Annotated in this window: 20 protein-coding genes; 15 read left to right on the forward strand and 5 right to left on the reverse strand. The window is 71.5% G+C overall.

What is annotated here, in order from left to right:
• Positions 1-94 precede the first annotated feature (94 nt).
• On the reverse strand, positions 95-1,528 hold the full coding sequence (locus ACI1MP_RS25670) for an MFS transporter (protein WP_404869557.1): 1,434 nt from the start codon (positions 1,526-1,528) through the stop codon (positions 95-97).
• Between the two features lie 101 nt (positions 1,529-1,629).
• On the opposite strand from ACI1MP_RS25670, the gene ACI1MP_RS25675 reads away from it, so the two are divergent.
• Positions 1,630-2,481 carry a helix-turn-helix transcriptional regulator gene (locus ACI1MP_RS25675; RefSeq protein ID WP_100585743.1) on the forward strand — a complete coding sequence of 284 codons (852 nt, stop codon included), beginning with the start codon at positions 1,630-1,632 and terminating at the stop codon, positions 2,479-2,481.
• 457 nt (positions 2,482-2,938) lie between these two features.
• On the opposite strand, the gene ACI1MP_RS25680 is transcribed toward ACI1MP_RS25675, so the two are convergent.
• Complete coding sequence (locus tag ACI1MP_RS25680) at positions 2,939-3,439, reverse strand: hypothetical protein (protein ID WP_404869558.1); 501 nt, start codon at positions 3,437-3,439, stop codon at positions 2,939-2,941.
• Positions 3,440-3,574: 135 nt separating this feature from the next.
• Between ACI1MP_RS25680 and ACI1MP_RS25685 the strand changes: the two genes are divergently transcribed.
• The 8 genes from ACI1MP_RS25685 to ACI1MP_RS25720 all read left to right on the forward strand — a co-directional run bounded on the left by ACI1MP_RS25685 (position 3,575) and on the right by ACI1MP_RS25720 (position 12,845).
• The gene (locus tag ACI1MP_RS25685; RefSeq protein ID WP_380335403.1) at positions 3,575-4,846 is read left to right on the forward strand and encodes a histidine kinase; all 1,272 of its coding nucleotides are present in this window, start codon (positions 3,575-3,577) and stop codon (positions 4,844-4,846) included.
• On the forward strand, positions 4,834-5,481 hold the full coding sequence (locus tag ACI1MP_RS25690) for a response regulator transcription factor (protein ID WP_043913889.1): 648 nt from the start codon (positions 4,834-4,836) through the stop codon (positions 5,479-5,481). The genes ACI1MP_RS25685 and ACI1MP_RS25690 overlap by 13 nt, the downstream gene beginning before the upstream one ends.
• Before the next feature lie 191 nt (positions 5,482-5,672).
• On the forward strand, positions 5,673-6,419 hold the full coding sequence (locus tag ACI1MP_RS25695; RefSeq protein WP_404869559.1) for a DUF4097 family beta strand repeat-containing protein: 747 nt from the start codon (positions 5,673-5,675) through the stop codon (positions 6,417-6,419).
• A gap of 299 nt (positions 6,420-6,718) precedes the next feature.
• Positions 6,719-7,825: a tRNA dihydrouridine synthase DusB gene (gene dusB / locus ACI1MP_RS25700; protein ID WP_363475393.1), complete on the forward strand. Its 1,107-nt coding sequence runs from the start codon at positions 6,719-6,721 to the stop codon at positions 7,823-7,825.
• A gap of 566 nt (positions 7,826-8,391) precedes the next feature.
• Positions 8,392-11,100: a pyruvate, phosphate dikinase gene (gene ppdK / locus ACI1MP_RS25705; RefSeq protein ID WP_229847143.1), complete on the forward strand. Its 2,709-nt coding sequence runs from the start codon at positions 8,392-8,394 to the stop codon at positions 11,098-11,100.
• A 272-nt stretch (positions 11,101-11,372) separates the two neighbouring features.
• Positions 11,373-11,888 carry a ribonuclease domain-containing protein gene (locus ACI1MP_RS25710; protein WP_404869560.1) on the forward strand — a complete coding sequence of 172 codons (516 nt, stop codon included), beginning with the start codon at positions 11,373-11,375 and terminating at the stop codon, positions 11,886-11,888.
• A gap of 115 nt (positions 11,889-12,003) precedes the next feature.
• Positions 12,004-12,516, forward strand: a complete 513-nt coding sequence (locus ACI1MP_RS25715) for a hypothetical protein (RefSeq protein WP_404869561.1) — start codon at positions 12,004-12,006, stop codon at positions 12,514-12,516.
• Entirely contained in the window at positions 12,513-12,845 is a 333-nt protein-coding gene (locus ACI1MP_RS25720) for a transcriptional regulator (RefSeq protein ID WP_404869562.1), read from the forward strand. The genes ACI1MP_RS25715 and ACI1MP_RS25720 overlap by 4 nt, the downstream gene beginning before the upstream one ends.
• A gap of 227 nt (positions 12,846-13,072) precedes the next feature.
• On the opposite strand, the gene ACI1MP_RS25725 is transcribed toward ACI1MP_RS25720, so the two are convergent.
• A complete protein-coding gene (locus ACI1MP_RS25725; RefSeq protein ID WP_404869563.1) occupies positions 13,073-13,828 on the reverse strand; it encodes a GNAT family N-acetyltransferase in 756 nt (251 codons plus the stop codon).
• Between the two features lie 651 nt (positions 13,829-14,479).
• On the opposite strand from ACI1MP_RS25725, the gene ACI1MP_RS25730 reads away from it, so the two are divergent.
• From ACI1MP_RS25730 to ACI1MP_RS25740, 3 genes are all read left to right on the forward strand, one after another.
• On the forward strand, positions 14,480-15,421 hold the full coding sequence (locus ACI1MP_RS25730; RefSeq protein WP_189270409.1) for a PAC2 family protein: 942 nt from the start codon (positions 14,480-14,482) through the stop codon (positions 15,419-15,421).
• Entirely contained in the window at positions 15,422-16,363 is a 942-nt protein-coding gene (locus ACI1MP_RS25735; RefSeq protein ID WP_404869564.1) for a GDSL-type esterase/lipase family protein, read from the forward strand.
• 219 nt (positions 16,364-16,582) lie between these two features.
• A complete protein-coding gene (locus ACI1MP_RS25740; RefSeq protein ID WP_404869565.1) occupies positions 16,583-18,508 on the forward strand; it encodes a hypothetical protein in 1,926 nt (641 codons plus the stop codon).
• Between the two features lie 190 nt (positions 18,509-18,698).
• Here the strand turns inward: ACI1MP_RS25740 and ACI1MP_RS25745 are convergent, their stop codons facing one another.
• Positions 18,699-20,087, reverse strand: coding sequence for an MFS transporter (locus tag ACI1MP_RS25745; RefSeq protein WP_404869566.1), 1,389 nt, complete (start codon positions 20,085-20,087; stop codon positions 18,699-18,701).
• Positions 20,084-20,707 (reverse strand): helix-turn-helix domain-containing protein, encoded by a 624-nt coding sequence (locus ACI1MP_RS25750; protein ID WP_363475221.1) that lies wholly within the window; start codon positions 20,705-20,707, stop codon positions 20,084-20,086. Before ACI1MP_RS25750 ends, ACI1MP_RS25745 begins: the two co-directional genes overlap by 4 nt.
• 193 nt (positions 20,708-20,900) lie before the next feature.
• Between ACI1MP_RS25750 and ACI1MP_RS25755 the strand changes: the two genes are divergently transcribed.
• The 3 genes from ACI1MP_RS25755 (at position 20,901) to ACI1MP_RS25765 (ending at position 25,583) form a co-directional block, all read left to right on the forward strand.
• A complete protein-coding gene (locus ACI1MP_RS25755; protein WP_380335377.1) occupies positions 20,901-22,175 on the forward strand; it encodes a deoxyguanosinetriphosphate triphosphohydrolase in 1,275 nt (424 codons plus the stop codon).
• A gap of 65 nt (positions 22,176-22,240) precedes the next feature.
• A complete protein-coding gene (dnaG, locus tag ACI1MP_RS25760) occupies positions 22,241-24,151 on the forward strand; it encodes a DNA primase (protein WP_380335374.1) in 1,911 nt (636 codons plus the stop codon).
• A gap of 211 nt (positions 24,152-24,362) precedes the next feature.
• Positions 24,363-25,583, forward strand: a complete 1,221-nt coding sequence (locus ACI1MP_RS25765) for an RNA polymerase sigma factor (protein ID WP_404869567.1) — start codon at positions 24,363-24,365, stop codon at positions 25,581-25,583.
• Positions 25,584-25,605: the final 22 nt, after the last annotated feature.

Below are 25,605 nucleotides of genomic sequence, written 5' to 3' on the forward strand. Positions count from 1 at the left end.
GGGCCCGGCATTATTCGCGGGCCACGGTCTCCGCCGGTTCGGCCCGTCGTGGGCCCGGTGTTCGCTCCGATCCCGGCTCGGCAGGGTGCGGGCATCAGCCGACCGAGCGCGGCAGGCGGATGCTCAGCCAGCAGATGACGAGGGAGCCGAGCGCCTGGATGCCGAGCACCAGAGCCAGCGCGTTCGCCATTCCCAGAGTGGGGACCATGGCGATGAAGAGAGTCCCGAGCGTGGCCACCCCCAGGGCCAGGCTGGACTGCTGAGTGGTCGCCAGCACCCCGCTGCCGACCCCCGCGCGTTCGGCGGGAACCCGGGAGAGCACCACCCGGAACAGGGGCATGCTCACCAGGCCCTGTCCGATGCCGGCGAGTGCCACGCCGGGCAGCATCCGGAGCGGGGAGAAGTGCGACCAGTCGCCGAGTGCGGTGGCGATCAGCGTGATCAGGCCGAGGCCCTGGATCACTGCGCCGCCTGTGATGACCCGGCTGCCGAAGCGGCCGACCAGCCGCGGCCCGGCCAGCGAGGCGCCGAAATAGCCGACCGCCATCGGCACCAGGGCCCAGCCTGCGGCGATCGGGTCCCGGTGCAGCCCGTCCTGCAGCAGCAGGGCGATCACGAACATGAAGCCGCCGAATCCGGTGAAGTAGGGCACGGCCACGCCGAGGCCGCGCCGCATCTCCGGAATCCGCAGGAGCGAGAGCGGGACGAGAGGAACCCGCCCTTCCCGCTCGGCCCGTCGCTCCACCGCCAGGAATGTTGCGGCGAGGACGGGGAACGCCGCCAGGGACACCCAGGTCCAGAGCGGCCAGTCGAGGGCCCGGCCCTCCATCAGGGGTACGAACAGTGCCAGCAGAGCTGCCGTGAGCAGCAGGGTGCCGGGGAGGTCCACGCCGACGGCCCGTTCCGCCCGGCTCTCCGGGACATGACGCGCCGCCAGGACCGCGGTGAGCAGCGCGAAGGGGACGTTCAGCAGGAACACGGCGCGCCAGCCGGTGCCGAAGAGGTCCGCCGAGACCAGGAACCCGCCGAGTACCTGGCCGATCACCACCGAGATGCCGCCGACGGCTCCGTAGATGCCGAGGGCTCGGGCGCGCTGCTGACCGCTGGTGGTGGCGGTGATGGTGGCGAGGACCTGGGGGAGCAGCAGAGCGGCGGAGGCGCCCTGGGTGACCCGGGCGGCAACCAGGGTCCATGCGGTGGGGGCGACACCGCACGCGAGTGAGGTGACGGTGAAGGCGGCGGCTCCGGCGATGAACAGCCGCCGTCGGCCGAAGGCGTCGCCCAGCCGCCCGCCCAGGACGAGCAGGACGGCGAAGGCGATGCCGTAGCCCGCCGCCACGAGTTCCAGGACGGCGGGGCCGGCGACCAGATCGTGGTCGATGGTCGGCAGCGCGACATTCACGATGAAGAAGTCAAGCAGCGGAAGGAAGGCGCCCAGAAGGACGATGATCAGGCCGGCGGCGCCCAGTCCGGGTGCCGCGGGCCGGGCCGGCGACGAGATCTGCGGTAGCAATGTCTGCTGAGTCACGGGTACTACGATGAGGCTCCCCTCAGCCTGGTACCAGGCGGTGTTTATCCAGGTATAAGCAGTACCTGGCAACAGGATCTGTGGTAGTCCACCCTGGTGCCATGGCTATCTCCACGGACCTTCACACCCCCGCCGACGACAGACGGCAGGAACTGGCCACGTTCTTGCGGAGCCGCCGGGAACGCATCTCGCCCGAACAGGTCGGCCTGCCTGCTGTCGGACGCCGTCGCACCCCGGGGCTGCGCCGCGAGGAGGTCGCCGGTCTGGCCGCGGTCGGGGTCACCTGGTACACGTGGCTGGAACAGGGGCGGGACATCCAGGTGTCGGTCCAAGTCCTGGATGCGGTGGCCCGGGCTCTGCTGCTCGATCGCAATGAGCGGTCGCACCTGTTCGCACTGGCCGGTGCCGAGGACCCGACGCCGGTGAAGGAATGCTCCACCGTCTCCTCGGCGATCCGGGCCGTGGTCGACCAACTCGACCCGTTCCCCGCCGTGGTGATCAGCAGCCGGTTCGACATCCTCGCGTACAACCGGGCGTACACCTGGCTCGTCGGGGACTTGGACACGATCCCCGAAGAGGATCGCAACATCATGTGGATGATCTTCACTGACACTCCAATCGCGAGGAACCTGGCGGACCTGGCGGCCGCCAGAGCAGGGGTGGTGGCGCGCTTCCGGACCGTGATGGCCGACCATGCGGCGGAACCCGCCTGGAAGACGCTGGTCGGTCGGCTGCGCAAGGTCTCCCCGGACTTCGAGGAGGCCTGGGAACGCCACGAGGTGGCGGGGATGGTCAACGGGTTCAAGCAGTTCGTGCTGCCCGAGGTCGGCCTGCTGCGCTTCGAGTACACGAACCTGTGGCTGGGCCCCAGGAGCGGCACTCGACTGGTCGGGTACGTGCCCCACGACCAGGACACCCGGGACCGGCTCCACCAACTGGCCAGTGCCCGCTGACCGCTGACCGGGCGTCGAGGTGCGAACGGCGAACCGCCCGCACCCGGGCCGGACCGTCCGAGCGCCACCGAGCAGCACAGGGCGGCGAGCGGAAGCTCCGCGCAGACGGCCATCAGCAGGGCCGCCACCAGCTCGGGCCCGGTTGCCGCCGTCGCCACGTCGCAGCCGGCATCGGCGACCAGCAGCACGACAGCCGTCCAGGCCGTCCAGCGCGGACGCCGGCCCTGCCGAAGCAGGACGGCGCTGGCCGACAGCGCCGCCGACTCGACCACGTCGAGCACGGCCCAGGTCGACCCGCCCGGCAGCGTGGCCAGCAGCGCCGCCCAAGGCAGCAGGGCCACCCCGCAGCCCAGGAGCAGCAGCTCCACCCACACCGGCCCGACCCGCAGGCCCAGGCCCTCGGGTCGGACCGGACGCACGCCGCTGCCGGCCCGGACGAGGGTCGAAGCAAACGCGCTCATGCCGCCCTCCCCGACTCCGGGCGCTCCGCGTGGCCCGCCGGCCCGCAGACCTGGACCCAGCGGAACTCGCCGGCGGCCGAGGCGAACCAGAAGCGCCCTGCCGTCCGCACGACATCGGCCTGCACCGCGCGGCGGCGCAGCCCGCCGGCGCGAAAGAGCACCGGCCGGGGTGTGGCACCCGGTGGCCATCGGCCCCATGCGCACGAGACCGACCCTTCGTCCGGTCCACCGGCCCGGCCGCGCCGCGCGCCGCGCAACTGGGCATCACCGAGCGAGGACTCGACCACCACGTCGAGCAACTCGCCGTACTCGTACACCTCCATGGCCGGTCGGCGGCCGGCGCGCAGGCGTACCGACCAGGGGCCGACCGCGGCGAGCAGGCCCATCTGGCCCGCACCGTCGATGAGTTCGGGACCGGCCGGCGGGAGCTCCAGGGCGGCGCCACCGGCGACACCGAGCGGGCTGCGGCCACAACGCATCAGGTTCGTATTCGTCATGCCGTCAAGAATCCTGTGGTGCAACGATCTTGTCGGTAGCGTGCGGCTCCGTCTTTGGGGTGTAGCCAGGTACACCCCAAAGACGGAGGCCCGGGCCATGGAAGCCGAGATCGGCGCGGCCCTACGCTGTGCCGCATGTTCCAGTCGAAGATCCAGTCGCGGCCCGTCCGGGCAGCCGACCCCGGCGCGGTCGGCCCCGCAGTGCTCCGTGCTGTCCGGGAGCGTGCGCCATGGTCCGCGGGCACTCGACGGGATTCGCTGTTCCTGGCAGCCGGCCTCCCGCTGGGCCTGCCTTGCATCATCGTCCTCAGCCTGCCGGGGACGTCACTGCTGGTCGGGCTGCTCCTGCTGGTGGTCCTGCTCGACCTGGCGACCACTGTCCAGCGCAGCCGGGTCCGCACCCTGCGCGGCCTGGAGATCCCCGGCCGACTGCCGCCGGGCGCAGGCTGGCTGCCCCGCCTTCGCGCCGGGTTGACGTGGCGTCAGGCCACCCACCACTTCCTCGTGGCACCGCTCCAGACCTTCTGCGCTGCTCTCGTCCTCAGCCTCTGGGGCACCTCCCTCGTGCTGCTCAGTTTCTTCGGCTGGGTCTGGCTGCTTCCGATGGGCAACCCGCTGCGGGCCGGAGCCGGTTGGACGATCGAGGGGGCGGTGATCACCCTCGGCGGCCTCCTCCTGCTGTTCCTCACCCCATGGCTGGTCGCCCTGCTCGCCGCGCTCGACCTCTGGACGGTCCGCGCCCTGCTCGGCCCCAACCGCGCGGAGGTGCTGGAACGCCGCGTGGAGCACCTCGCCCAGAGCCGAGTGGACGTGGTGGACGCCGCCGACGCCGAACGCCGCCGGATCGAACGGGACTTGCACGACGGCGCACAGCAACGACTGGTCTCGCTCGCCATGAACCTCGGCCTCGCCCGGCGCACCCTCAAGAACATCCCACCTGAGGCGATGGAGGTCATCGTCACCGCCCACGAAGAGGCCCAGGCCGCCATCAAGGAACTGCACGACCTGGTCCGAGGCCTGCACCCCGCCGTACTGGAGGACCGCGGGCTCGATGCGGCCCTCTCCGGCGTCGCCGCGCGCAGCCCCGTCCCCGTGCACCTCGCGGTCGACCTGCCGGGCCGGATAGCCCCCACCGTGGAGGCGGTCGCGTACTTCACGGTCTCCGAGGCGCTGGCCAACGCCGCCAAGCACGCCAAGGCCTCCCGGGTCGACCTCGTCCTGCGCCAGGCCGCCGGCCGGCTGCTCATCACCATCGCCGACGACGGCATCGGCGGCGCGGACGCCACCCGCGGCACCGGGCTCGTCGGCCTGCGCAAGCGCGCCGCGTCCGTGGACGGATCACTTGCCATCACCAGCCCCCGTGGGGGCCCCACCACTATCACCATGGAGCTGCCATGCGAGCTGTGATCGCCGAGGACTCCGTCCTGCTGAGGATCGGCATCGTCAAGGTGCTGGAGAGCGAAGGCTACGAGGTGGCCGCAGCCGTCGAGGACGCCGAGGCGTTGCTCGCCGCCGTCGAGGAGCACCGCCCGCAGATCGTCGTCGCGGATGTCCGGATGCCACCCGGATTTACCGACGAGGGAGTCCGCGCCGCCCTGATGATCCGCCAGCAGTGGCCGGACACCGCGGTCGTGCTGCTCTCCCAGTTCGTCGAGGAGCGCTACGCGGCCGATCTGCTGGCCAAGAACACCAGCGGCGTCGGCTACCTGCTCAAGCAGCGGGTCGCCAACGTCGACGAGTTCGTGGAGGCGCTCCAGCGAGTGGCCGAGGGCGGCACCGCCCTAGACCCCGAAGTGGTCGCCCAGCTGTTGCTGCGCCGCGACCGCGATCCGCTGCACCGGCTGACGCCCCGCGAGCGGGACGTACTGGCGCTGATGGCCGAAGGGCGCTCCAACACGGCGATCGCCGAGTCCCTGGTGGTCAGCGACAGCGCGGTCTCCAAGCACATCAACTCCATCCTCACCAAGCTCGACCTCCCGCCCGCCGAGGACACGCATCGGCGCGTCCTCGCGGTGCTCCGGTTCCTGGAGATCAGCCAATGACCCGACGATCCGCCACAGGGCCGGAGCCGGCACCGGGGCCTGGGCGTGGGCCGGGTTCGGGCCCGGGGCCGGGTTCGAAGCCGCACCCGGACGACGAGGGCCGCCTCGCCCGGTGGCTGCCGACACCCGGTCCGGACGTTCCGGCTGCCGGGCTGCGTCCGGGCGAGCGCCGCATCTGGCGAGTCATCGGGGTGCTGGCACTTGCCTGCGCCCTGGTGGGCGGTGCCGCCACCACCGGTGCCGCGCTGGTCCAGCAGGACACCGTTCGGGAGCGGTCGTACTTCGAAGCGATCGACCGGCTCGACCTCGAGTCCGGGCCGGCCCTGGTCACAGTGCGGGCCGGCGGCACCGATCGAGTGATCGTCACTGAGCGCGTGGGCTGGTCCCTGCGCAAGCCCACCGTGAACGAGCAGATCGAAGGGGACACGCTGTCGGTGTCCGTCGACTGCTTGGCGGCCAGCCGGCTGTTCGGTTGCGCCGTCGTCCTGGAGATACAGGTCCCGGCGACGACGGTGGTCAAATCCCGCAGCGGGTCGGGACGGACGGAGATACTCGACATCTCCGGGGACACCTCGGCGGAGACCGGTTCCGGGCAGATCGAACTGAGCCGGGTCAGCGGTGCCATCTGGGCCAAGAGCGGCTCCGGTCAGATCATCGGCACCGGGCTGACATCGACGGAGACCAGAGCGTTCTCCTCCTCCGGTCAGGTCACCCTCCAGTACGACCGGCCGCCGACCTCGGTGACAGCCCGGCTGGCCTCCGGCAACCTCTTGCTGCAAGTCCCCGACGATCGCAGTCAGTACCGGATCGACCTCAGCAACGCAGGGGGCGACCAAGTGATCGATCAGTCCTTGCCGAACTCGTCCTCGTCAAGGGTGCTCGACGTCGTCACCGCCTCCGGCACCGTCGCCATCAACCGGATGGGCGACCACCACTGACCGGGCGCCCCGCCGGTGCCGGCGCGGTGGACCCTGCTCCAGGTCTGCTTCCATACCGGCCGCTTCCGACCGACCGCTTCTGATCGTCCGAGCCCGAGTCGTCCGAGCCCGAGCGGGGCTGTTCAACAGGAGCGGGCGGCCCGCTCGGCCGGTGGGGGAGAATGGAGAGTCCGGAACTCCCGCCGTTGGGGCCCTACCCGTTTGAGGATCTGCCGCGCATGACCATCACGCCCGACTCCGCCCAGGCAACTCCGGCAGCACCCGAAGCGCCGGAGTTCGCCCCGCTGAACATCGGGCCGATGCAGGTGTGGCCGCCGGTGGTGCTGGCCCCGATGGCCGGCATCACCAATGCCCCGTTCCGTACCCTATGCCGGGAACAGAGCGGTGGCCGTGGCCTGTACGTCTCCGAGATGATCACCACCCGGGCGCTGGTCGAGCGCAACGCCAAGACCATGCAGCTGATCAAGTTCGACCCGAGTGAGAAGCCCCGCTCGATCCAGCTGTACGGCGTGGACCCGGAGACCGTCGGCAAGGCGGCGCGGATGATCTCCGAGGAGGGCCTCGCCGATCACATCGACCTCAACTTCGGCTGCCCCGTTCCCAAGGTGACCCGCAAGGGCGGTGGCTCGGCGCTGCCGTACAAGCGCAACCTGCTGCGTGACATCCTGCGTCAGGCGGTCGGCAACGCGGGTGACCTCCCGGTCACCATGAAGATGCGCAAGGGCATCGACGACGACCACCTGACCTATCTCGACGCCGGCCGGATCGGTGCCGAGGAGGGCGTGGCCGCGATCGCCCTGCACGGCCGCACCGCCGCCCAGCACTACGGCGGCACCGCCGACTGGTCGGCCATCGCCCGGCTGCGCGAGTCCGTGCCGGCGGGCATCCCGGTGCTCGGCAACGGAGACATCTGGTCCGCCGACGACGCGGTGCGGATGATGCGCGAGACCGGCTGCGACGGCGTGGTGGTCGGTCGCGGCTGCCTCGGCCGCCCGTGGCTGTTCAGGGACCTGGTGTCGATCTTCGAGGGCGACGTCGACTACGCCCGCCCCACCTTCGCGTACGTGGCCCGCGCCATGGTCCGGCACGCCCAACTGCTGGGGGAGTGGCTCGGTGACGAGGCCCGCGGTGTCATCGACTTCCGCAAGCACGTCGCCTGGTACACCAAGGGATTCTCGGTCGGCTCCGAACTGCGGGTGAAGCTCGCCAATTCCAGCTCGCTCTCCGAACTCGACGAGACCCTCGCGCTGGTCGACCAGGAGCAGAGCTGGCCGCTCGGCGCCGACGGCCCGCGAGGCCGTACCAGCGGCAACAACCGGGTGGTCCTGCCTGAGGGCTGGTTGGACGATCCGTACGAATGTGCCCGACTCGGCGAAGATGCCGAATCGGACACCTCTGGCGGCTGATCTGTACGGCCTGGCAAAAATTGCCTCGCCCGACGCCTGGCCGAACCGGCCCGGAGGAGTTGTCCAAGATGGACAGTAGGGCTCCTCAAAGGCGAAATTCCGCCACGCAGAGCAATGGGTCTGTCAACAGAAAGCGACGGCAGGCGTAGGGATGCTCAGCTTGACAGCTGAGATGCGCCCGTGACGCTGGCCACATATCGTGGCGAGTGACGGCCAGTCAGTGGACTTCGCCAAGCTGTACAAGTCCGGATCGCTTCCCGAACGGGTCCTGCGGCGGATGGCGGTGGCTGGTTGCAGGAAATCAAGCCGGGGAAACGCGGTGGGGCGGATGGCGTCACTGTGTGTCCGGTTCGTATGAGCTTCGCGTGGCGGTGTCTTCACTTCTTGAAGGCTTGCAAGCGTCACCCGGACGATTTCGGCAACGCAGGCAAACGTCCCGCCGGGCATTCGATCTGCTGGTCAACGGCCCGCTTCGCAGCTCGTACGACCTATTCGCTCCCCTAAACAGCCTTCGAAATGGGTATGTTCTCCGGCGTCAGGGCAACCGTGTGCGAGGAGAACCACCCGTGGCGGCGCAGCAGAAGTTTGTTTACTCCTTCACCGAAGGAAACAAGGACCTCAAGGATCTTCTCGGCGGGAAGGGTGCGAACCTCGCCGAGATGACCAACCTGGGCCTCCCCGTCCCTCCGGGGTTCACCATCACCACCGACGCCTGCAAGGTGTTCCTGGAGACCGGCACCGAGCCGGGCTCGCTGAACGAGGAGATCACCGGCCACCTGGTCGCCCTCGAGGCTCAGATGGGCAAGCGGCTCGGCCAGGCGGACAACCCGCTGCTGGTCTCGGTGCGGTCCGGTGCCAAGTTCTCCATGCCGGGCATGATGGACACCGTCCTGAACATCGGCCTCTCCGACGCCTCGGTGACCGGGCTCGCCGCCCAGTCCGGCAACGAGCGCTTCGCGTGGGACTCCTACCGCCGCCTGGTCCAGATGTTCGGCAAGACCGTGCTGGGCGTCGACGGCGAGCTGTTCGAAGAGGCGTTGGACGAGGCCAAGCACGCCAAGGGCACCGTCAACGACCTGGACCTCACCGCCGAGGACCTCAAGAAGCTGGTCGAGACCTTCAAGGCGATCGTGCTCCGCGAGACCGGCCGGGAGTTCCCGCAGGAGCCGCGCGAGCAACTGGACCTGGCGATCCACGCGGTCTTCCACTCCTGGAACGGCGACCGGGCCCGCCTGTACCGCCGCCAGGAGCGCATCCCGAACGACCTGGGCACCGCCGTCAACATCTGCACGATGGTCTTCGGCAACCTCGGCGAGGACTCCGGCACCGGCGTCGCCTTCACCCGCGACCCCTCCACCGGCACCCAGGGCGTCTACGGCGACTACCTGCAGAACGCCCAGGGCGAGGACGTGGTGGCGGGCATCCGCAACACCCTCCAGCTGGCCGACCTGGAGCAGCTCGACAAGAAGTCGTACGACCAGCTGATGTCCATCATGCAGACCCTGGAGAACCACTACCGGGACCTGTGCGACATCGAGTTCACCATCGAGCGCGGCAAGCTCTGGATGCTGCAGACCCGGGTCGGCAAGCGCACCGCCGCTGCCGCGTTCCGGATCGCCGTCCAGCTGGTCGACCAGGGCCTGATCGACCTGGACGAAGCGCTGCACCGGGTCACCGGCGGGCAGCTCGCCCAGCTGATGTTCCCGCGCTTCGCCCCCACCTCCGAGACCCGGCCGGTCGCCTACGGCATCGCGGCCTCGCCCGGTGCGGCGGTCGGAAAGGTGGTTTTCGACTCCTACACCGCGGTGAAGTGGTCGCGCTCCGGCGAGAAGGTCATCCTGGTCCGTCGCGAGACCAACCCCGACGACCTGGAAGGCATGATCGCCGCCGAGGGCATCCTCACGTCGCGCGGCGGCAAGACCTCGCACGCGGCCGTGGTCGCCCGCGGCATGGGCAAGACCTGTGTCTGCGGCGCCGAGGAGCTGGAGGTCGACACCAAGAACCGCCGGTTCACCACCTCCGACGGCCAGGTCGTCCACGAGGGCGACGTGGTGTCCATCGACGGCGCCAACGGCAAGGTGTACCTGGGCGAGGTCCCGGTGCTGCCGTCCCCGGTGGTCGAGTACTTCGAGGGCACCCTGCACGCCGGCGCCGACGTCCAGGGCGGGCTGGTCCAGGCCGTGCACCGGCTGATGTCGCACGCCGACGGCCGCCGTCGTCTCGCGGTCCGTGCCAACGCCGACAACGCCGAGGACGCGAACCGCGCCCGCCGGTACGGCGCCCAGGGCATCGGCCTGTGCCGCACCGAGCACATGTTCCTCGGTGAGGAGCGCCGCAAGGAGGTCGAGCACCTGATCCTGGCGGACAACGACAAGGACCGCGAGGCCGCGCTGTCCAGCCTGCTGCCGCTGCAGAAGGGCGACTTCCTTGAGCTCTTCCAGTCGATGGACGGGCTTCCGGTGACGGTCCGGCTGCTCGACCCGCCGCTGCACGAGTTCCTGCCCGACTTCACCGAGCTGTCGGTGCGCGTCGCCCTCGCCGAGGCCCGCAAGGACCCGAACGAGAACGACCTGCGCCTGCTCCAGGCCGTCCACCGCCTGCACGAGGCCAACCCGATGCTGGGCCTGCGCGGCGTCCGCCTCGGCCTGGTCATCCCCGGCCTGTTCGGGATGCAGGTCCGGGCGATCGCCGAGGCCGCGGCCGAGCGCAAGCTGGCCGGCGGCGACCCGCGCCCCGAGGTGATGATCCCGCTGGTCGGCACCGTCCAGGAGCTGGAGCTGGTCCGCGACGAGTGCGAGCGGGTGCTCGCCGAGGTCTGCGCCTCCACCGGCGTCAACCTCGACATCAAGCTCGGCACCATGATCGAGCTGCCGCGTGCCGCCGTCACGGCCGGGCAGATCGCCGAGGCCGCGGACTTCTTCTCCTTCGGCACCAACGACCTGACCCAGACCGTGTGGGGCTTCTCCCGCGACGACGTCGAGGCCTCGTTCTTCACCGCCTACCTGGAGAAGGGCATCTTCGGCGTCAGCCCGTTCGAGACCATCGACCGTGACGGCGTCGGCTCGCTGGTCCGGAGCGCCGCGCAGGCCGGCCGGGCCACCCGCCCCGACCTGAAGCTCGGCGTCTGCGGCGAGCACGGCGGCGACCCCGACTCGGTCCACTTCTTCCACGAGGTGGGGCTGGACTACGTATCCTGCTCTCCCTTCCGGATTCCGGTGGCGCGCCTGGAGGCAGGCCGCGCCGCCATCGAGACGGCGGGAAGCGACTCGCGCTGACACGAAGCAGCGCGGATCACTGACCGCACCCCTCCACACCGGAGGGGCGTACGGCGGAGCTCGGCGCAGGAGAGCCGCCGTACGGAGCAGCCGGGGCGGGAACGGACAATGGCGTCCGTCCCCGCCCCGGCGGCATTTCTCCGGAACCGATCCACCACGTCCCGCGGCCCGGCGCCGACCCTCTCCGATCGACGGGTGCCGGACGCGACGCCCGCCCGGGGTGCGCGCCGGCTTGCGCCGTTCGGGTGAGGCGGTACGGCAAGCTAGAGGCCATGAGCAGCCGCAATCGCCTGATCAGCCTCATCGTCCTGGTAGTCGCCGGCCTCGTCGCCACAGTGGTCGCCCTGCTGGACGGCGGGGGTGACACCGGCAGCCCGAGCGCCGTGAAGTCCCCGTCCGCGCCTGCCGCCACGGCGACCCGGAGCGGCGCCACGAGCGCCCCCAAGCCGTCCGCCCCGACGAAGTCGCCCACGGACCTGCCGACCTGGGTGCCCACGAGCACCGCGCTGGCCGACGTCTGCCGCAGCAAGCTGCCCTCGCAGGCCCTCGACACCCTCGGACTGATCGCCAAGGGCGGGCCCTACCCGTATCGCTCGGACGGCATCGTCTTCGAGAACCGGGAGAGCCGGCTGCCGCGCCAGAGCAACGGTTACTACCACGAGTTCACCGTGGTCACCCCGGGGTCGGACGACCGCGGCACCCGGCGGGTCGTGACCGGCGGCGCCGGTGAGCAGTACTGGACGGCCGATCACTACGCCTCCTTCCAGGAGATCGACTCGCGCTGTTGACCTCACTGCTGACGGTCCGTCGGAAAATTACTTTCCATCACGGAAAGCATGTGTCAGAGTGACAGCACTTGATCCGGCAGTGGGCCGGGTCCGACGCGCTCTGCTCGGGGGTTCGATGGCTGAGGACAGGCAGTTCACGTACGGAGACGCCGAAGGGATCCCGCCCGGAGGCACCCTCACGCCCGCCGAGGCGCTCGCCATCGCCGGGCGGGCCGAGGCTGCGGCCCGGCGGCCACAACCGTTGCCCTGGTGGTACGGGCCGGGCGTGGGTCTCTCGCTCGCTGCCTACGGGGCGGCGCTCGGGCAGTCATTCGAGCGTCAGGCCCAGTGGCTGATACTGCTGTGCCCGCTCGGGCTGGTGCTGGTGCAGGCCGCGATATTGCGGGTGGCCATCCGCGCCCGCGGTGTCGCCGGGCTCGTCGAGCGCGGCTTCCCGCCGCACGCCGTGCGGGCGCTCGGTGCCGTCGTCCTGGTGGCGGCGCTGTCCGGCCTCGTCGCCTGGTTCGCCACCGGAGACCAGGGCTGGGTCGGAGCGGCCGTCGGCGCGGGCGGCGGCCTGACGCTGTGGGCCGCCATCGTCCTGATCAACCGCCACGTCAAGGAGCAGAGCATGAGCGACGCGCAGTGAACGGGCTCGACCCGCTTCTCCACCAGCCGACCAAGCTCACCGTCCTGGCCTTCCTCAGCGGGTGCCAGGAAGCGGAGTTCTCCGTGGTCCGTGACTACTGCCAGGTCTCGGACTCGGTGCTCAGCAAGACCGCGGCGAGCCTGGAGGCGACCGGCTACCTGCGGGCTCGCAAGGGCTACGTGGGCAAGCGGCCGCGCACCTGGCTCTCCGCGACCCGGGACGGTCGCGCCGCGCTGGCCGCCCACCTTGCCGCTCTCCAACAGTTGGCCGCCGCCGCGGAGGCAGCCGGCTCGGAGACCGGCACCGAGGGCGACCGGCAGGAGGACTGAGGTGGAGGCCGGGCGAGAGTCAGACCTGGCGGAGTGTCAGAAGGATCACACCCGGGATTGGAGGTGGAGCCAAACCGTGTGCGGCCCACGCTCCTTGACAACTCGACAGAGCGTTGAAGCTCCATCGCGGCAGAAAGCCGTCCGGGGTGGGTGAGCGGGGGCCGACCCCGTCGCACACCCACCCCGGACGGGCCGGCCCCCGCCGGAGCGGGAGCCGGAAGGCCGTCTCAGGCGGCCGGGAGCAGCGAGCTGCCGATCACAGGCTCGCCGACCAGGGAGCCGCCGTGTCTAAGGCACTCCTGGTTGAGCGGCGCCGGATCCGGCGCGCTGGGCGAGGTCGCGGCGGCGATCCGCAGCTCGATGATGTCGCGGACGGCCGGCCACTCCTCGTCCAGGATCGAATAGAACGCAGTGGACCTGACCACTCCGTCCAGCCCGCGCGAGTGCGCCCGGCGAATCCCCTCGGAGGTGGCGCCCAGCCGCTCGATGGCGATCCGGGAGCGGGCGTTGCGGGCATCGGCCCGCAGCGAGATCCGCTGCACGCCCCAAGCCTCGAAGGCGTGCCGCAGCATCAGCAGCTTCGCCTCCGTGTTGATGCCTGTGCCCTGCGCCCGCGGAGAGAGCCAGGTGTTCCCGATCTCGGCGGCGTCCGGCACCGCTTCCAGCGGATCGCCGTACGGGATCCCCGGCACGGGCGGCCAGACTAGCGGCCCCTGCCAGTAGTCGAGTTCCAGGAACCGGGTCGAGCCAACGACCCGATTGTCGACCGTACTCACGGTGGCGTACGGCATCGACCGGCCCGCCGCCTGGTCGGCGAGGGCGCGGGCGATGTACTCCCGCGCGGCTTCCAGGCCGTGCGGGACAGGGGTGAAGGCGTAGGTCGTACGGTCCTCAGCGCCGGCCTCGGCCAGGGCCGCGGCGTGGTGCTCGGCGAGGGGCTCCAGCCGCACGGTGCGGCCGTAGAGGGTGACGGGTACGGGCACGGATCCTTCGGTCCTTCGGCTGTCGTCGGGGCCCGCGTGCCGGATTCGCGGCGCGTGGGCAGTGGTCGTTCGCCCCGGCTCCGGACAACGGCCGCCCGGGCGCGCTACGCCAGAGGCTCGGGCGTGCGGTGGGTCGGCAGCCCGGAGGCGGGCAGCGCGGTGCCGGTACGGACACGGGTCGACGGACCGATCCGGCGGGATGAGCGACGGGACAGTGTGCGTCCGCGAGATGGCCGAGAGAGAAACGAGATCACGAAGCGAAGCAGGCGGCCAGATGAAGGCAAGGTGCGCAATGGATGGCTGGCAGCACAACGGACCGGGGCGTGGCCCACGACGTGACAGACGGCGTGGCGCGACGACGCGACGATGCGAGGCAGCGAGAGGACGATACCCGCCAGAAGGCGGTGCGTCACTTCGCGGCGCGCCAACGGGGACGCGCGGGTCCTTTCGGCACGCCGAGACGCCCCGTCATATTACCGCTCGGCCCCTCCGCCACGTCCACGACCAGCGGCTTTTCCGGAGGGTGAGAGGATTCCCGAGACGGAGTGAAGACGCGTGCGCGGACGGGAATTCCGGCGAGCCGTCGCACGCTGGACAGAGCAGATCCGGAAACATTCGGAGCCAACGAGACAGAACGGGGTTGGGTGCGCTGTGCGTGATCCCAAGGAGCTGTACAAGCTGGAACCGCAGGGCGTGACCGCCCTGGCGGCGGCCCGCGCCGCCGCGGAGGCCGGTGCCGGCCTGGTGCTGCTGTACCACTTCGAGGGCTTCATGGACGCAGGCGAGGCGGGCGGCCAGGTCGTGGCGCACCTGCTGGAGCACGGTTCGCCCCAGGTGGTCGCCAGGTTCGACCACGACCGGCTGGTCGACTACCGGGCCCGTCGGCCCGCAATGACCTTCGACCGGGAGAGCTGGACGGACTACGACCCGCCGGAGATCCTCCTCCAGTTGGTGCACGACTCCGTCGGTGCGCCGTTCCTGGTGCTCACCGGCCCCGAGCCGGACACCGAATGGGAGCTGTTCGCCGCCGCCGTACGGGATTTGGTGGAGCGGTTCGAGATCCGCCTGGCCGTCTCCTTCCACGGCATCCCGATGGGCGTGCCGCACACCCGGCCGGTCAGCCTCACCCCGCACGGAAACCGGATCGACCTGGCGGCCGGCCACCCCAAGTGGTTCGACCAGGCGCAGGTCCCCGGCAGCGCACAGGCACTGGTCGAGTACCGGCTCGCCGAATCCGGCCACGACGTGCTGGGCTTCGCCGCGCACGTACCCCACTACATCGCGCGCTCCGCGTACCCGGCGGCCGCGGTGGTGATCCTGGAGGCCGTGCAGTCCGCGACCGGTCTGGTCATGCCCGGCAGCGAGCTGCGTGCGCGGGTCAATGAGGTCTATGCCGAGATCGAGGACCAGCTCTCCCAGGGAGACGGCGAACTGCGCTCCGCGATCCAGGGCATGGAGAGCCAGTACGACGCGGTCTCCGGCGCGGTCGACCGCGAGAGCCTGCTGGCCGAGACCACCGACCTGCCCTCGGCCGACGAGCTCGGCCGCCGGTTCGAGGAGTTCCTCGCCGAGCACGAGCGCGGCGCGGACTAGGTGCGCCGCCGCCTGCTGGCCGCCACCGCCGCGGTGCTGATCGGCACCGCGGCGTGCAGTGCCGCCGAGACCTCCTCGAAGCCGGGCCCCGGTACGGCGGCATCGCCGAGTCCTTCCGCGACGCCGATCACCGGGCCGTACGTGGCCGTCGGGGACTCCTACACCTCCGGCCTGAAGATCCCGCCGCAGAACGGCTCGCCCCTCGGCTGCGGCCGTTCCGGGGCCAACTACCCGTCCCTGGTGGCCCGACAGCTCGGCCTGCAGGACTTCACCGACGTCAGCTGCAGCGGCGCACGGACCGGAGACCTGACGTCCGCCCAGCGGACCGACAACGGGGTCAACCCTCCCCAGCTGGACGCGCTCGGCCCGGCGACCCGCCTGGTCACGGTCGGTATCGGCGGCAACGACGCCGGCTTCCTCGACGTCCTGGGCCGCTGCGCGCTGGAGAACGTCCGGTACAACCTGATCGGCGGGAACAGCGACGCGCCCTGCCGCAGCTACTACACCACCGGCGCCGGGCGGGGCGAGGTCCAGCGGAAGGTGCAGGACACCGGCGAGCGGCTCACCACCGCCCTCGGCGAGGTCAAGCGGCGCTCACCGCAGGCCAGGATCCTCCTGGTCGGTTACCCGGCGCTACTGCCGCAGGATCCGGCCCGATGCGAGCAGACACTCGGGGACGGGATCGCGGCCGCCGACATCGGATTCGTCGCCGAGCAGGAGCAGCAGCTGAATGCCATGCTCCGCCAACGGGCCGAGGCGGCGGGAGCGACCTTCGTCGACACCTATGCGTCGTCCGCCGGCCACGACATGTGCGAGGCGGAGGGCACCCGCTGGATCGAACCCCTCAGTACAACGGGCGGCCTGGCCCCGGTGCATCCGAACGCGCAGGGTCAAGAGGGCATGGCCGAAGCCGTCCTGACATCCCTGCGGCAGCGGCACTGACCCGATCGCCCGGCCCGTGGCCGGCAAGGGCACGGAGAGACGCGCCCGATCATGACGGCCCGAGGCTCCTATAGCAGGTCAGGGGCCCGGATGGGGGCAGGATCGCCGATCCCGTAGCTGATTCCCGGAGAACTAGGTACGGCGGGGTGGCGGAGTGCGTACCCTGCACGCAGAGGGGCAGATCCGAAGATCCGTCCCAAGTCCGGCCGGGGAGCTGGCATGGCAGTTGACGTGCGGGTGAGGGGCCGTGTCGCCCACTCCCGGGTGCTGTGCGAACTGCTCCTGCTCTGGGAGGCTGCCCGCCAGGCCGACGGACGGACGATCACTCGGAAACGGTTGGCCGGGCTGGGTGGGATCGGCCCGTCCACTCTCAACGGCTGGCTGTCCGGCCGTTCCGTGCCCCGCGACGTCGACCGACTCGCCATCGTGGCGGGGGAACTGTCCCGCGCGGCCGGTCGCCCGGTGCGAAACGCCCGCTACTGGGCCGTCCTGATGGAAGCCGACCGGGCGCACCGCAGCCCGACTGCGGTGACGTCGAGCCCGGCCGAGCGGCAGGTGGCAACGGGCTTCCCGCACGCTGCCTCGTCCCCGACCGGCAACGGCGCGCGGCCCTCCGTCGAGGACGGAGACGTCGAAGCGCTCTGCCGGTGCGCCGAAGGCCGCACGGGCGAGATCGCTGAGGCACTGGAGCGTTCCGAAGCGGAGACCGAAGCCGGTCACCTGGCCGCCCATGACCGTACCGGGCAGCCGGTCGTCGGGCTCGACCGCGCGGACGAGGCCATGAGCCGGTTCGAGTGGGCGCCGGTCGACGGACATCCCGAGGTGCCCGCTGCCCGCGCCGGGATCTGCGCGGTGGTCGGGAGAACGGACCAGGCGATCGCCTGGTGGGAACGTGCGTGGGAACAGGGGGTCACCACGATGCACGAGGCAGCAGACGTATGGGCAGCAGGAGTGTGGGCGGCGACGGGCCGGATCGGCGAGACGGTCTGGCACGAGGCGGCGGCACTGTCCGCCGGACACGGTCAGTTCGGCGACCTGCCCCGGTTCGGGCACATCGGCGACCACGTGACCCTGCGGGAGCGTGGCGAACAGTGCGAGCGGGACGGCGACCTGGTCGAGGCGCTGAGCTGGTACCGCAAGGCGGCCGAGGCGGGCAGCGAAGCGGCCCTGTTCCAGGCGGCCGACATGCTGGAACGGAACGGCGACCGCGATCGGGCGGTGCACTGGTACGAGCTCGCCGCCCATCGTGGCGACACCTACGCGATGCGTGAACTCGGCCGGTTGCTGGGCGAACTCGGCCGGTCACGGGAATCCATCAGCTGGTACCGCGCCGCCGTCAAGGCGGGCGACCGGCATGCGCTGCCCGAGGTGGTCCACGTGGTCGAGCAGCTCGACCCGCGGTCGGCGACGGCGTCCGACCGTCCTCGCTCCCGCCCCCGGCTGCTCCTCGGAGCGGCCGAGGAGACCGAGGGCGGTGCGGTGGTGCCGCGGTCCGCGACGGATCGGGGTACCGCGGGCACCGCGCTGCTGCCGGATGCGGTGGATCTGCTGAAAGACGCCGGTCGGTACTTCGAAGCGGATCTGCTGCTGCGTTCGGCGGACCGTCCTGAGTCGGACCGGCTGCGCGAGGCGTCCCGGATGCTGTCCGGGTCGGTGAGCACGGACGAGGCCATCGAGTGGGTGCAGCGGTTCGCCGACACCGGAGACCTGCAGGCCGTGTCCGAAGCGGCCGAGATGCTGGAGAACCGGGGCCGGATCGACGAAGCGCTCGACTGGTACGCGCGGGCCGCCGACGCCGGCGACCGGGACGCCCTGCTCGCGGCCGCCCGGATGCTGGCCGATCGTCACCAGACCGAGCGCGCCCTGGACTGGTACGGGCGGGCTGCGGAAGCGGGCGTGCCGTCGGTGCACCGCGAGGCGGTGATGTTCCGTCAGCAAGTCGATGAGGCCGAGGCGGCGGACACTCAGCGGAATCTGCGGGCCCTGTCCGCCGCGCCAGTGGTGCCCACCCAGCGGGGGCAGGCCATGGCGGAGGCCGGCAGCCCCCACCCCGGAGCCGAGCCCGCCGTACCCCCTGTGCCCGCGCCGGCCCGTCGGGTCCGAGCCCCACGCAAATCGGCCACCTCCACCCCGCGCCAGCGCTGACAGTCCGGGCGGTACCGGCCGTCGGAGTGCTGCGTCGCCGAGGTCCCGGGCCGTCCGGCCGCAGGTTCTGATCGCGGTCCGTGCGGCTCCGCGGTGCCGTTCGGGCGGGGTTCGGCGTCAACCCCTCGGTGACCTTCCTGATGCCGGCAGGGGACCACAGTTCGGCGGTGGCACCCGAAATGAGAGGAAGTCAGCTCGTGGAGGCCGGGGTGACGGGTAGGTCGGCGCCGTTCAGCGTCCGGCGTTCGGTGGGCAGTTCGCGGACGCGGCGCATCGGGGAGCACCAGAGGATCAGTGCGGCCAGCGGCACACCGATGGTCATCAGCCACATCGCGGGGCGCACACCCAGCTGGGTGCCGAGGAAGCCGGCCAGCAGGGCGCCGAGCGGGATGGAGCCGAAGTTGAGTACGGCGCTGCTGGCGGAGAGCCGGCCGAGCAGTTCCGGCGGGCAGTAGCGCTGCTGGAAGGTCGACTTGATGACGTTGCCGGCGACCACACCGGCGGAGGCGCCGAAGCCGCCGATCAGGTACCAGGCCAGTCCGAGACCGCGGCCGGTGAGCGGGATGAGGACGGTCAGGGCGGGCAGGACGAGTTCGAGCATCAGCATGGCGCGGGAGGTGCCGAGCCGGGCGGCGACCCGGCGGGCGAAGGCCGCGCCGACGATGCCGCCGGTGGAGGCCAGGCCGACCAGCAGGCCGACGGTGCCCTCGTCGATGCCGACCTCGCGGATCAGGAAGACCACCAGCAGGGACTGGTAGCCCGTCAGCACCAGGTTGGAGGTGGCGCCGAACAGGGTGAAGGTGCGGAACCAGACGTCGGAGCCGAGCAGCCGCAGGCCTTCGCCGATCTCCTGGCGCAGCGCCCGTCGCGGTCGGTCCGTGCGGTCGGTTTCGCGGTGGCCGATCCGGGCGGTGCACCAGAGCGAGAGCAGGAACGTCGCGGTGTTGGCGAGCAGTCCGTTGACGGGGCCGGCGAGCTGGGCGATCAGGCCGCCGCTGCCGAGTCCGACGATGCCGGCCGCGGAGGCGCTGCCGTGCAGTTTGGCGTTGCCCTCGGGCTGGTCCGCGGGGTCGAGCAGCTGCGGCAGGTACGCGGTGTACGCGGTCTGGAAGAACACCCCGGCGGCCCCGGCGAGCAGGGCCACGGCCAGCAGGTGCCCGAGGGTGAGCGTTCCGGCGAGGGCGGCCAGCGGCACGGTGGCGTACAGCACCAGTGAGACGGCGGTCGCAGTGAGCATGATCGGGCGGGAGCGCAGCCGGTCCACCCACACTCCGGCGGGCAGGCCGATCAGCAGCCAAGGCGCCCAGCCCGCCGCGCCGAGCAGGCCGACCTGGAAGGTGCTCGCGTTCAGCGTGCTGACCGCGATCAGCGGCAGGGCCAGACCGGTGACGGCGGAGCCGTACTTGTTGGCGGTCTCACCGATCCACAGCAGCCGGAAGTCGCGGTGGCGCCGCAGCAGTCCGGCGGGCCGACGGACGGTCGGGCCGGTGACGGCGGGCTCCAGGCGACGCGGCCCGGCGGTGACGGGCTCGGCGACCGGCTCGGCGGGGTGGGACTCGGTGGAGGCGGTCGACGTCATGGCCGGTCGGGTTCCTTTCGCGGCAGTACTTGGATCTGGACGATGGCCGGTCGTGCATCGGGGTCGGGGGCGGCGGCCGGGTCGGGCGTGTGGCGGGCGACGACCGCGGCCAGTTCGTCGCTGAGGGCGCGAAGCTGATCCGGCGTCAGGCGCAGGTTGCTCCAGTCGCTCACGAAGCCCACGCTGCGCCAGTCGCCCTCCCACTCGGCTGCCAGCGAGTCCGCGACCCGCTGGTACTGACGGCGCAGGTTCTCCGCCTGGTAGACGGAGACCGCCGCCTTGGCGCCGGGGTCCTGCTCGAAGTCGGTGGCGGAGAGCGAGATCGCGCCGGGCATGGCACGCCACCAGCGCTCCCGCTTGGTGCCGCGCCCGGCCTCCTCCTCGATGAACCCGTGCTCGGCGAGGTGTCGCAGGTGCCAGCTGATGGTGCCGGTGGACTCGCCGGTGCGGTCGGCCAACCGGGCGGAGGTCGAGGGGCCGTGCAGCCGGAGTTCGTCCAGCAGTCGCATGCGCAGCGGGTGGGCCAGCCCGCGGAGGCTGTTGGCGTCGAGTCGGCGTCGCGGGTGCTCGCCCTCCGGGGCGGGGGTTGCAGGGTGTTCTTCGGGGCGGTGCTCGTTCATGGGGGCAACACTAGAGTGCAGAGGCTTCTCTGCATAGGGTTCTTTGCAGAGAAGTCTCTGCACATTTCCCAGGCCGTTCCGAGGCACCCGTCCGACCCCCCGGTGCGCGCGGCGCACGCGACAGGCGCGCGACTCCCGGAGTTTGCGCGGCGCACGTCCGAATGTCCGTCACCCGGCGTACGGTGGCTGATATATGAAGACCACCACTCCGTACGATCCGCAGTCCGAGGCCCGCTGGGTGCCCGAGCCCGACAAGCGGCCCGGCCGCACCGCCTTCCAACGCGACCGTGCCCGGGTGCTGCACTCGGCCGCGCTGCGTCGCCTGGCCGGGACGACCCAGGTGGTCGCGCCGATGCGCCGCGACTTCCCACGCACCCGGCTCACCCACTCGTTGGAGTGCGCGCAGGTCGGCCGGGAGCTGGGCGCGGCCCTCGGCTGCGATCCGGACCTGGTGGAGACCGCCTGCCTGGCCCACGACATCGGCCACCCGCCGTTCGGCCACACCGGCGAGGAGGCGCTCGACCAGGCCGCCGAGGCCTGCGGCGGCTTCGAGGGCAACGCCCAGTCGCTGCGCATCCTGACCAGGCTGGAGCCCAAGCGGTTCGCCCCGCTCGACGAGCCCGAGGTCCGGCTCGCCCCGTGGCCCGGCCGCAGTGTCGGCCTCAACCTGAGTCGGGCCGCCCTGGACGCCGCCACCAAGTACCCGTGGGCGCGCGGCGGCCACCCGACCGACCCCGCCTCCACCAAGTACGGCGTGTACGGCGACGACCTGCCGGTCTTCCGCTGGATGCGCACCGGCGCGCCGGACGGCCGGCGGTGCTTCGAGGCCACCGTGATGGACTGGTCCGACGACGTCGCCTACTCCACCCACGACGTGGAGGACGGCCTGCAGGCCGGGCACATCGACCCGGCGGCGCTGCGTGCCCCGCAGGAGCGGGCCGAGCTGTTCGCGATCGCCGAGCGGTTCGCCGCGGAGACCGGGCCGGAGGAGTTCGGCGCCGCTCTCGACCGGCTGCAGGCCGAGGAGTGGTGGCCCGCCTGGTACGACGGCACCGCCCGCGCCCGGGCCGGCCTCAAGGACTTCACCAGCCAGCTGATCGGCCGGTTCTGCCTGGCCGCCGAGCAGGCCACCCGGGCCCGCTACGGCCCGGGCCCGCTCACCCGCTACGCCGCCGAACTGGTCGTTCCGCGCACCGTCCGGCTGGAGTGCGCGGTGCTCAAGGCGGTCGCCGTCCGCTACGTGATGCAGCGGGACGAGCAGGCCCAGCTCCGCTCCCGCCAGCGGGTGGTGATCGCCGAACTCGCCGACGCCCTGCTGCGCACCGCCCCGGACGGGCTGGACCCGGTGTTCGCCGCCCAGTACGCCGAGGCCGAGGACGACCGTGCCGCGTTGCGCACCGTGATCGACCAGATCGCCACCCTGACCGACGCCTCCGCCCTCGCCCTGCATACCAAGCTGGTCGGCTGAGCCCGGTGTCGTGCGACCGCCCGCACGGCAGCTTCGTACGAACGCCGCTCCCGTAGACTTTCCCAGTGGCCGGGAGGATCAGGGACGAGGATGTGCAGGCGGTGCGTGCCGCTCTGCCGATCGATGCCGTGGTCGGCGACTACGTGCAGTTGGCCAATGGCGGCGGCGCCCAGCTGAAGGGCGTGTGCCCGTTCCACGACGAGAAGTCCGCGTCGTTCTACGTGCACCCGGGCAAGGGCGTCTTCCACTGCTTCGGCTGCGGCGAGTCCGGCGACACGATCACTTTCCTGATGAAGATCGAGCACTGCTCGTTCGCGGAGGCGGTCGAGCGGATGGCCGCCCAGGCGGGCATCACGCTGCGCTACGAGGAGGGCGGCTACAGCCCGCGGCACCAGCAGGGCGAGCGGACCAGGCTGATCGAGGCGCACAAGGTCGCCGCCGCCTGGTTCCAGGAGCAGCTGGCCACGCCCGAGGCGGAGATCGGTCGGCGCTTCCTCTCCGAGCGAGGCTTCGACGAGGCCGCGGCCAAGCACTTCGGGGTGGGCTACGCCCCGGTCGGCTGGGAGCACCTGGTGCGCTTCCTGCGCGGCCGCGGTTTCACCGACAAGGAGATCTCGGTCGGCGGTCTGGCCTCGCAGGGTCAGCGCGGCGGCCTGATCGACCGCTTCCGGGGCCGCCTGGTCTGGCCGATCCGGGACAGCTCGGGCGACGTGGTCGGCTTCGGCGCCCGCCGGCTGCGCGAGGACGACAACGGTCCGAAGTACCTGAACACCCCCGAGACGCCGATCTACAAGAAGTCGAACGTCCTGTACGGCATCGACCTGGCTCGCAAGGAGATCGCCAAGTCCGGCCGGGCCGTGGTGGTCGAGGGCTACACCGACGTGATGGCCTGTCACCTGGCGGGCGTCACCACGGCGGTGGCCACCTGCGGCACCGCGTTCGGTGAGGACCACATCAAGATCATCCGTCGGCTGCTGATGGACACCTCCACCTACCGCGGTGAGACGGTCTTCACCTTCGACGGTGACGCCGCCGGACAGAAGGCCGCCCTGCGCGCCTTCGAGGACGACCAGAAATTCGCCGCCCGCACCTCCATCGCCATCACCCCGGGCGGAATGGACCCGTGCGACCTGCGCCTCGCCCAGGGCGACGAGGCGGTCCGCACCCTGGTGGAGAACCCCGTCCCGCTGTTCGAGTTCGCGCTCCGCTCGGCGGTCGCCCGGCACCGGGTGGACACCGCCGAGGGCCGCGCCGCCGCGCTCGAAGAGGCCGCCGGGATCATCGTCAAGATCAAGGACCGCTCGATCCAGCACGAGTACGCGGTCCAGCTGGCCGGCATGGTCGGCATCCTGGACGAGCAGTTCGTGGTCCGCCGGATCTCCCAACTCGCCCGCTGGCAGCGGGAGAACCAGCAGAACGGCCAGCGGCAGCCGCTGCGCCGCGCCGCACCCGCGGAGCAGCAGCCGGCCCGTCCGGAGCGCCCGGTGTTCCGGCTCAACCCGCGCGACCCGGCGCAGTTCGTCGAACGCGAGCTGCTCAAACTCGCCCTCCAGCACCCCGATCTGGTCAGTCCGGCGTTCGACCAGTACGGCGAGGACGAGTTCCCCACGCCGCCGTACCAGGCCGTCCGCCGCGCCATCGGCCAGGCCGGCGGCGCTGCGTACGGCGCGAGCCTGCCGGACTTCACCGCTGCCGTCCGCGAGGCCAGCCCGGACGACCAGGTCCGCGGCCTGGTCACCGAACTGACCGTGGAGCCGATCCGCTCCCGGCGCAAGGCCGACGAGGTGTACGCGGGCGAGTTCCTGGTCAAGCTCCGCCTGCAGGCGGTGGACCGGCGGGTCGACGAGGTCCGCGCCCACCTGCGCCGGCTGGGCGACCGGGCCGGCGCCGAGGAACTGCACCCGGTGCAGAGCGAACTGTGGGCCCTGCAGCAGTACGGCCAGCAGCTGCGCTCCCGCGGCGTCGCCGCCCTCTGACCGCTTCCCCGGGTACCCCCTGGCCGCCTCCCGGCGCCTCCTGACCCGCCGTCACGCCCTCGGCCGCCCCTGCCTGTCCGATGGCACCCGCGTGTGCGCCGGGTGCCGCAGGTGTGGCTCGCGGCCGCCCGCAGGTGCCCGGGCACGCCGGGCTGGGTATCCCCTCCGGTGTGGCGCGGCAACCCCCAGGCCGCGCGCGGCCCCTGGAGGGATGCCCGTGGAGCTCTCAGTCGCCCGCCCGCACCGCACCGCCCCCGCCCGGCACGACGCCGCGATCCCACTCCGGCCCGCCGGCACAGAACTCCCCACCGGCACTGAACTCCCCGCCGGCGCCGAACCGCAGCCCGGAACCGCCCCCGCCTCCGCCCCCGGGCTCGGAACCGAAGCCGAATCCGAAACCGCTGCCGGAACCGAAACCGCCGAGACCGCCGCCGAGACCGAGACCGAGCCCGAATCCGAGCCCACCGCCGAGGATCTCGCCGGCGAGCCCCCGGAAGTCGCCCTGGACGAGGGCACCGGCCCGGCCGCCGACCTGCTGCGGCAGTACCTGCGCGAGATCGGGCGGATCCGGCTGCTGACCGCCGCCGAGGAGGTCGAGCTGGCCTGCCAGATCGAGGCCGGCCTGTTCGCCGAGGAGGCCCTGGACCGCACCACCCCGGGCGAGGACGAGCGGCTCGCCGACGACCTGGACCGGCTGGTCGTGCTCGGCCGGATCGCCAAGCGCCGCCTGATCGAGGCCAACCTGCGGCTGGTGGTCTCGGTCGCCAAGCGCTACGTCGGCCGCGGCCTGACGCTGCTCGATCTGGTCCAGGAGGGCAACCTCGGCCTGATCCGGGCGGTCGAGAAGTTCGACTACGCCCGCGGCTACAAGTTCTCCACCTACGCGACCTGGTGGATACGCCAGGCGATGAGCCGGGCCCTCGCCGACCAGGCCCGCACCATCCGGGTGCCGGTGCACGTGGTCGAGTTGATCAACCGGGTGCTGCGGGTGCAGCGCGCCCTGCTGCAGGAACGCGGGGTGGAGCCCACTGCCGCCGAGGTCGGACTGGTGCTCCAACTGTCGCCGGAGCGGGTCCGGGAGGTTCTCAAGCTGGCCCAGGAGCCGGTCTCGCTGCACACCCCGGTCGGCGAGGAGGACGAGGTGGCCCTCGGCGACCTGATCGAGGACGCCGACGCCGCCTCCCCGCCGGAGAGCGCCGCCTTCCTACTGCTGCGCGAACACCTGGAGGCGGTGCTGGCCATCCTCGGCGAGCGCGAACGCCAGGTGGTCCAGCTCCGCTACGGTCTCGACGACGGCCGTCCCCGCACCCTGGAGGAGATCGGCCACCTCTTCGGCGTGACCCGGGAGCGGATCCGGCAGATCGAGGCGAAGACCCTTCGCAAACTGCGCGAGCACGCCTTCGCCGATCAGCTCCGCGGCTACCTGGACTGACCCGGACCCGACCGGCCGCCCC

The sequence above is a fragment of the Kitasatospora griseola genome, from assembly GCF_044999035.1.
In the GTDB taxonomy this organism is placed as follows: domain Bacteria; phylum Actinomycetota; class Actinomycetes; order Streptomycetales; family Streptomycetaceae; genus Kitasatospora; species Kitasatospora griseola.

Excerpts from the sequence above, each read along its gene's own strand:
- ACI1MP_RS25680 (WP_404869558.1), bottom strand. The coding sequence starts at position 3,439 with ATGACGAATACGAACCTGATGCGTTGTGGCCGCAGCCCGCTCGGTGTC.
- ACI1MP_RS25690 (WP_043913889.1), top strand. The coding sequence starts at position 4,834 with ATGCGAGCTGTGATCGCCGAGGACTCCGTCCTGCTGAGGATCGGCATC.
- ACI1MP_RS25755 (WP_380335377.1), top strand. The coding sequence starts at position 20,901 with ATGAAGACCACCACTCCGTACGATCCGCAGTCCGAGGCCCGCTGGGTG.
- ACI1MP_RS25675 (WP_100585743.1), top strand. The coding sequence starts at position 1,630 with ATGGCTATCTCCACGGACCTTCACACCCCCGCCGACGACAGACGGCAG.
- dusB (WP_363475393.1), top strand. The coding sequence starts at position 6,719 with ATGCAGGTGTGGCCGCCGGTGGTGCTGGCCCCGATGGCCGGCATCACC.
- ACI1MP_RS25715 (WP_404869561.1), top strand. The coding sequence starts at position 12,004 with ATGGCTGAGGACAGGCAGTTCACGTACGGAGACGCCGAAGGGATCCCG.
- ACI1MP_RS25685 (WP_380335403.1), top strand. The coding sequence starts at position 3,575 with ATGTTCCAGTCGAAGATCCAGTCGCGGCCCGTCCGGGCAGCCGACCCC.
- ACI1MP_RS25750 (WP_363475221.1), bottom strand. The coding sequence starts at position 20,707 with ATGAACGAGCACCGCCCCGAAGAACACCCTGCAACCCCCGCCCCGGAG.
- ACI1MP_RS25765 (WP_404869567.1), top strand. The coding sequence starts at position 24,363 with ATGCCCGTGGAGCTCTCAGTCGCCCGCCCGCACCGCACCGCCCCCGCC.
- ACI1MP_RS25745 (WP_404869566.1), bottom strand. The coding sequence starts at position 20,087 with ATGACGTCGACCGCCTCCACCGAGTCCCACCCCGCCGAGCCGGTCGCC.
- ACI1MP_RS25740 (WP_404869565.1), top strand. The coding sequence starts at position 16,583 with ATGGCAGTTGACGTGCGGGTGAGGGGCCGTGTCGCCCACTCCCGGGTG.
- ACI1MP_RS25710 (WP_404869560.1), top strand. The coding sequence starts at position 11,373 with ATGAGCAGCCGCAATCGCCTGATCAGCCTCATCGTCCTGGTAGTCGCC.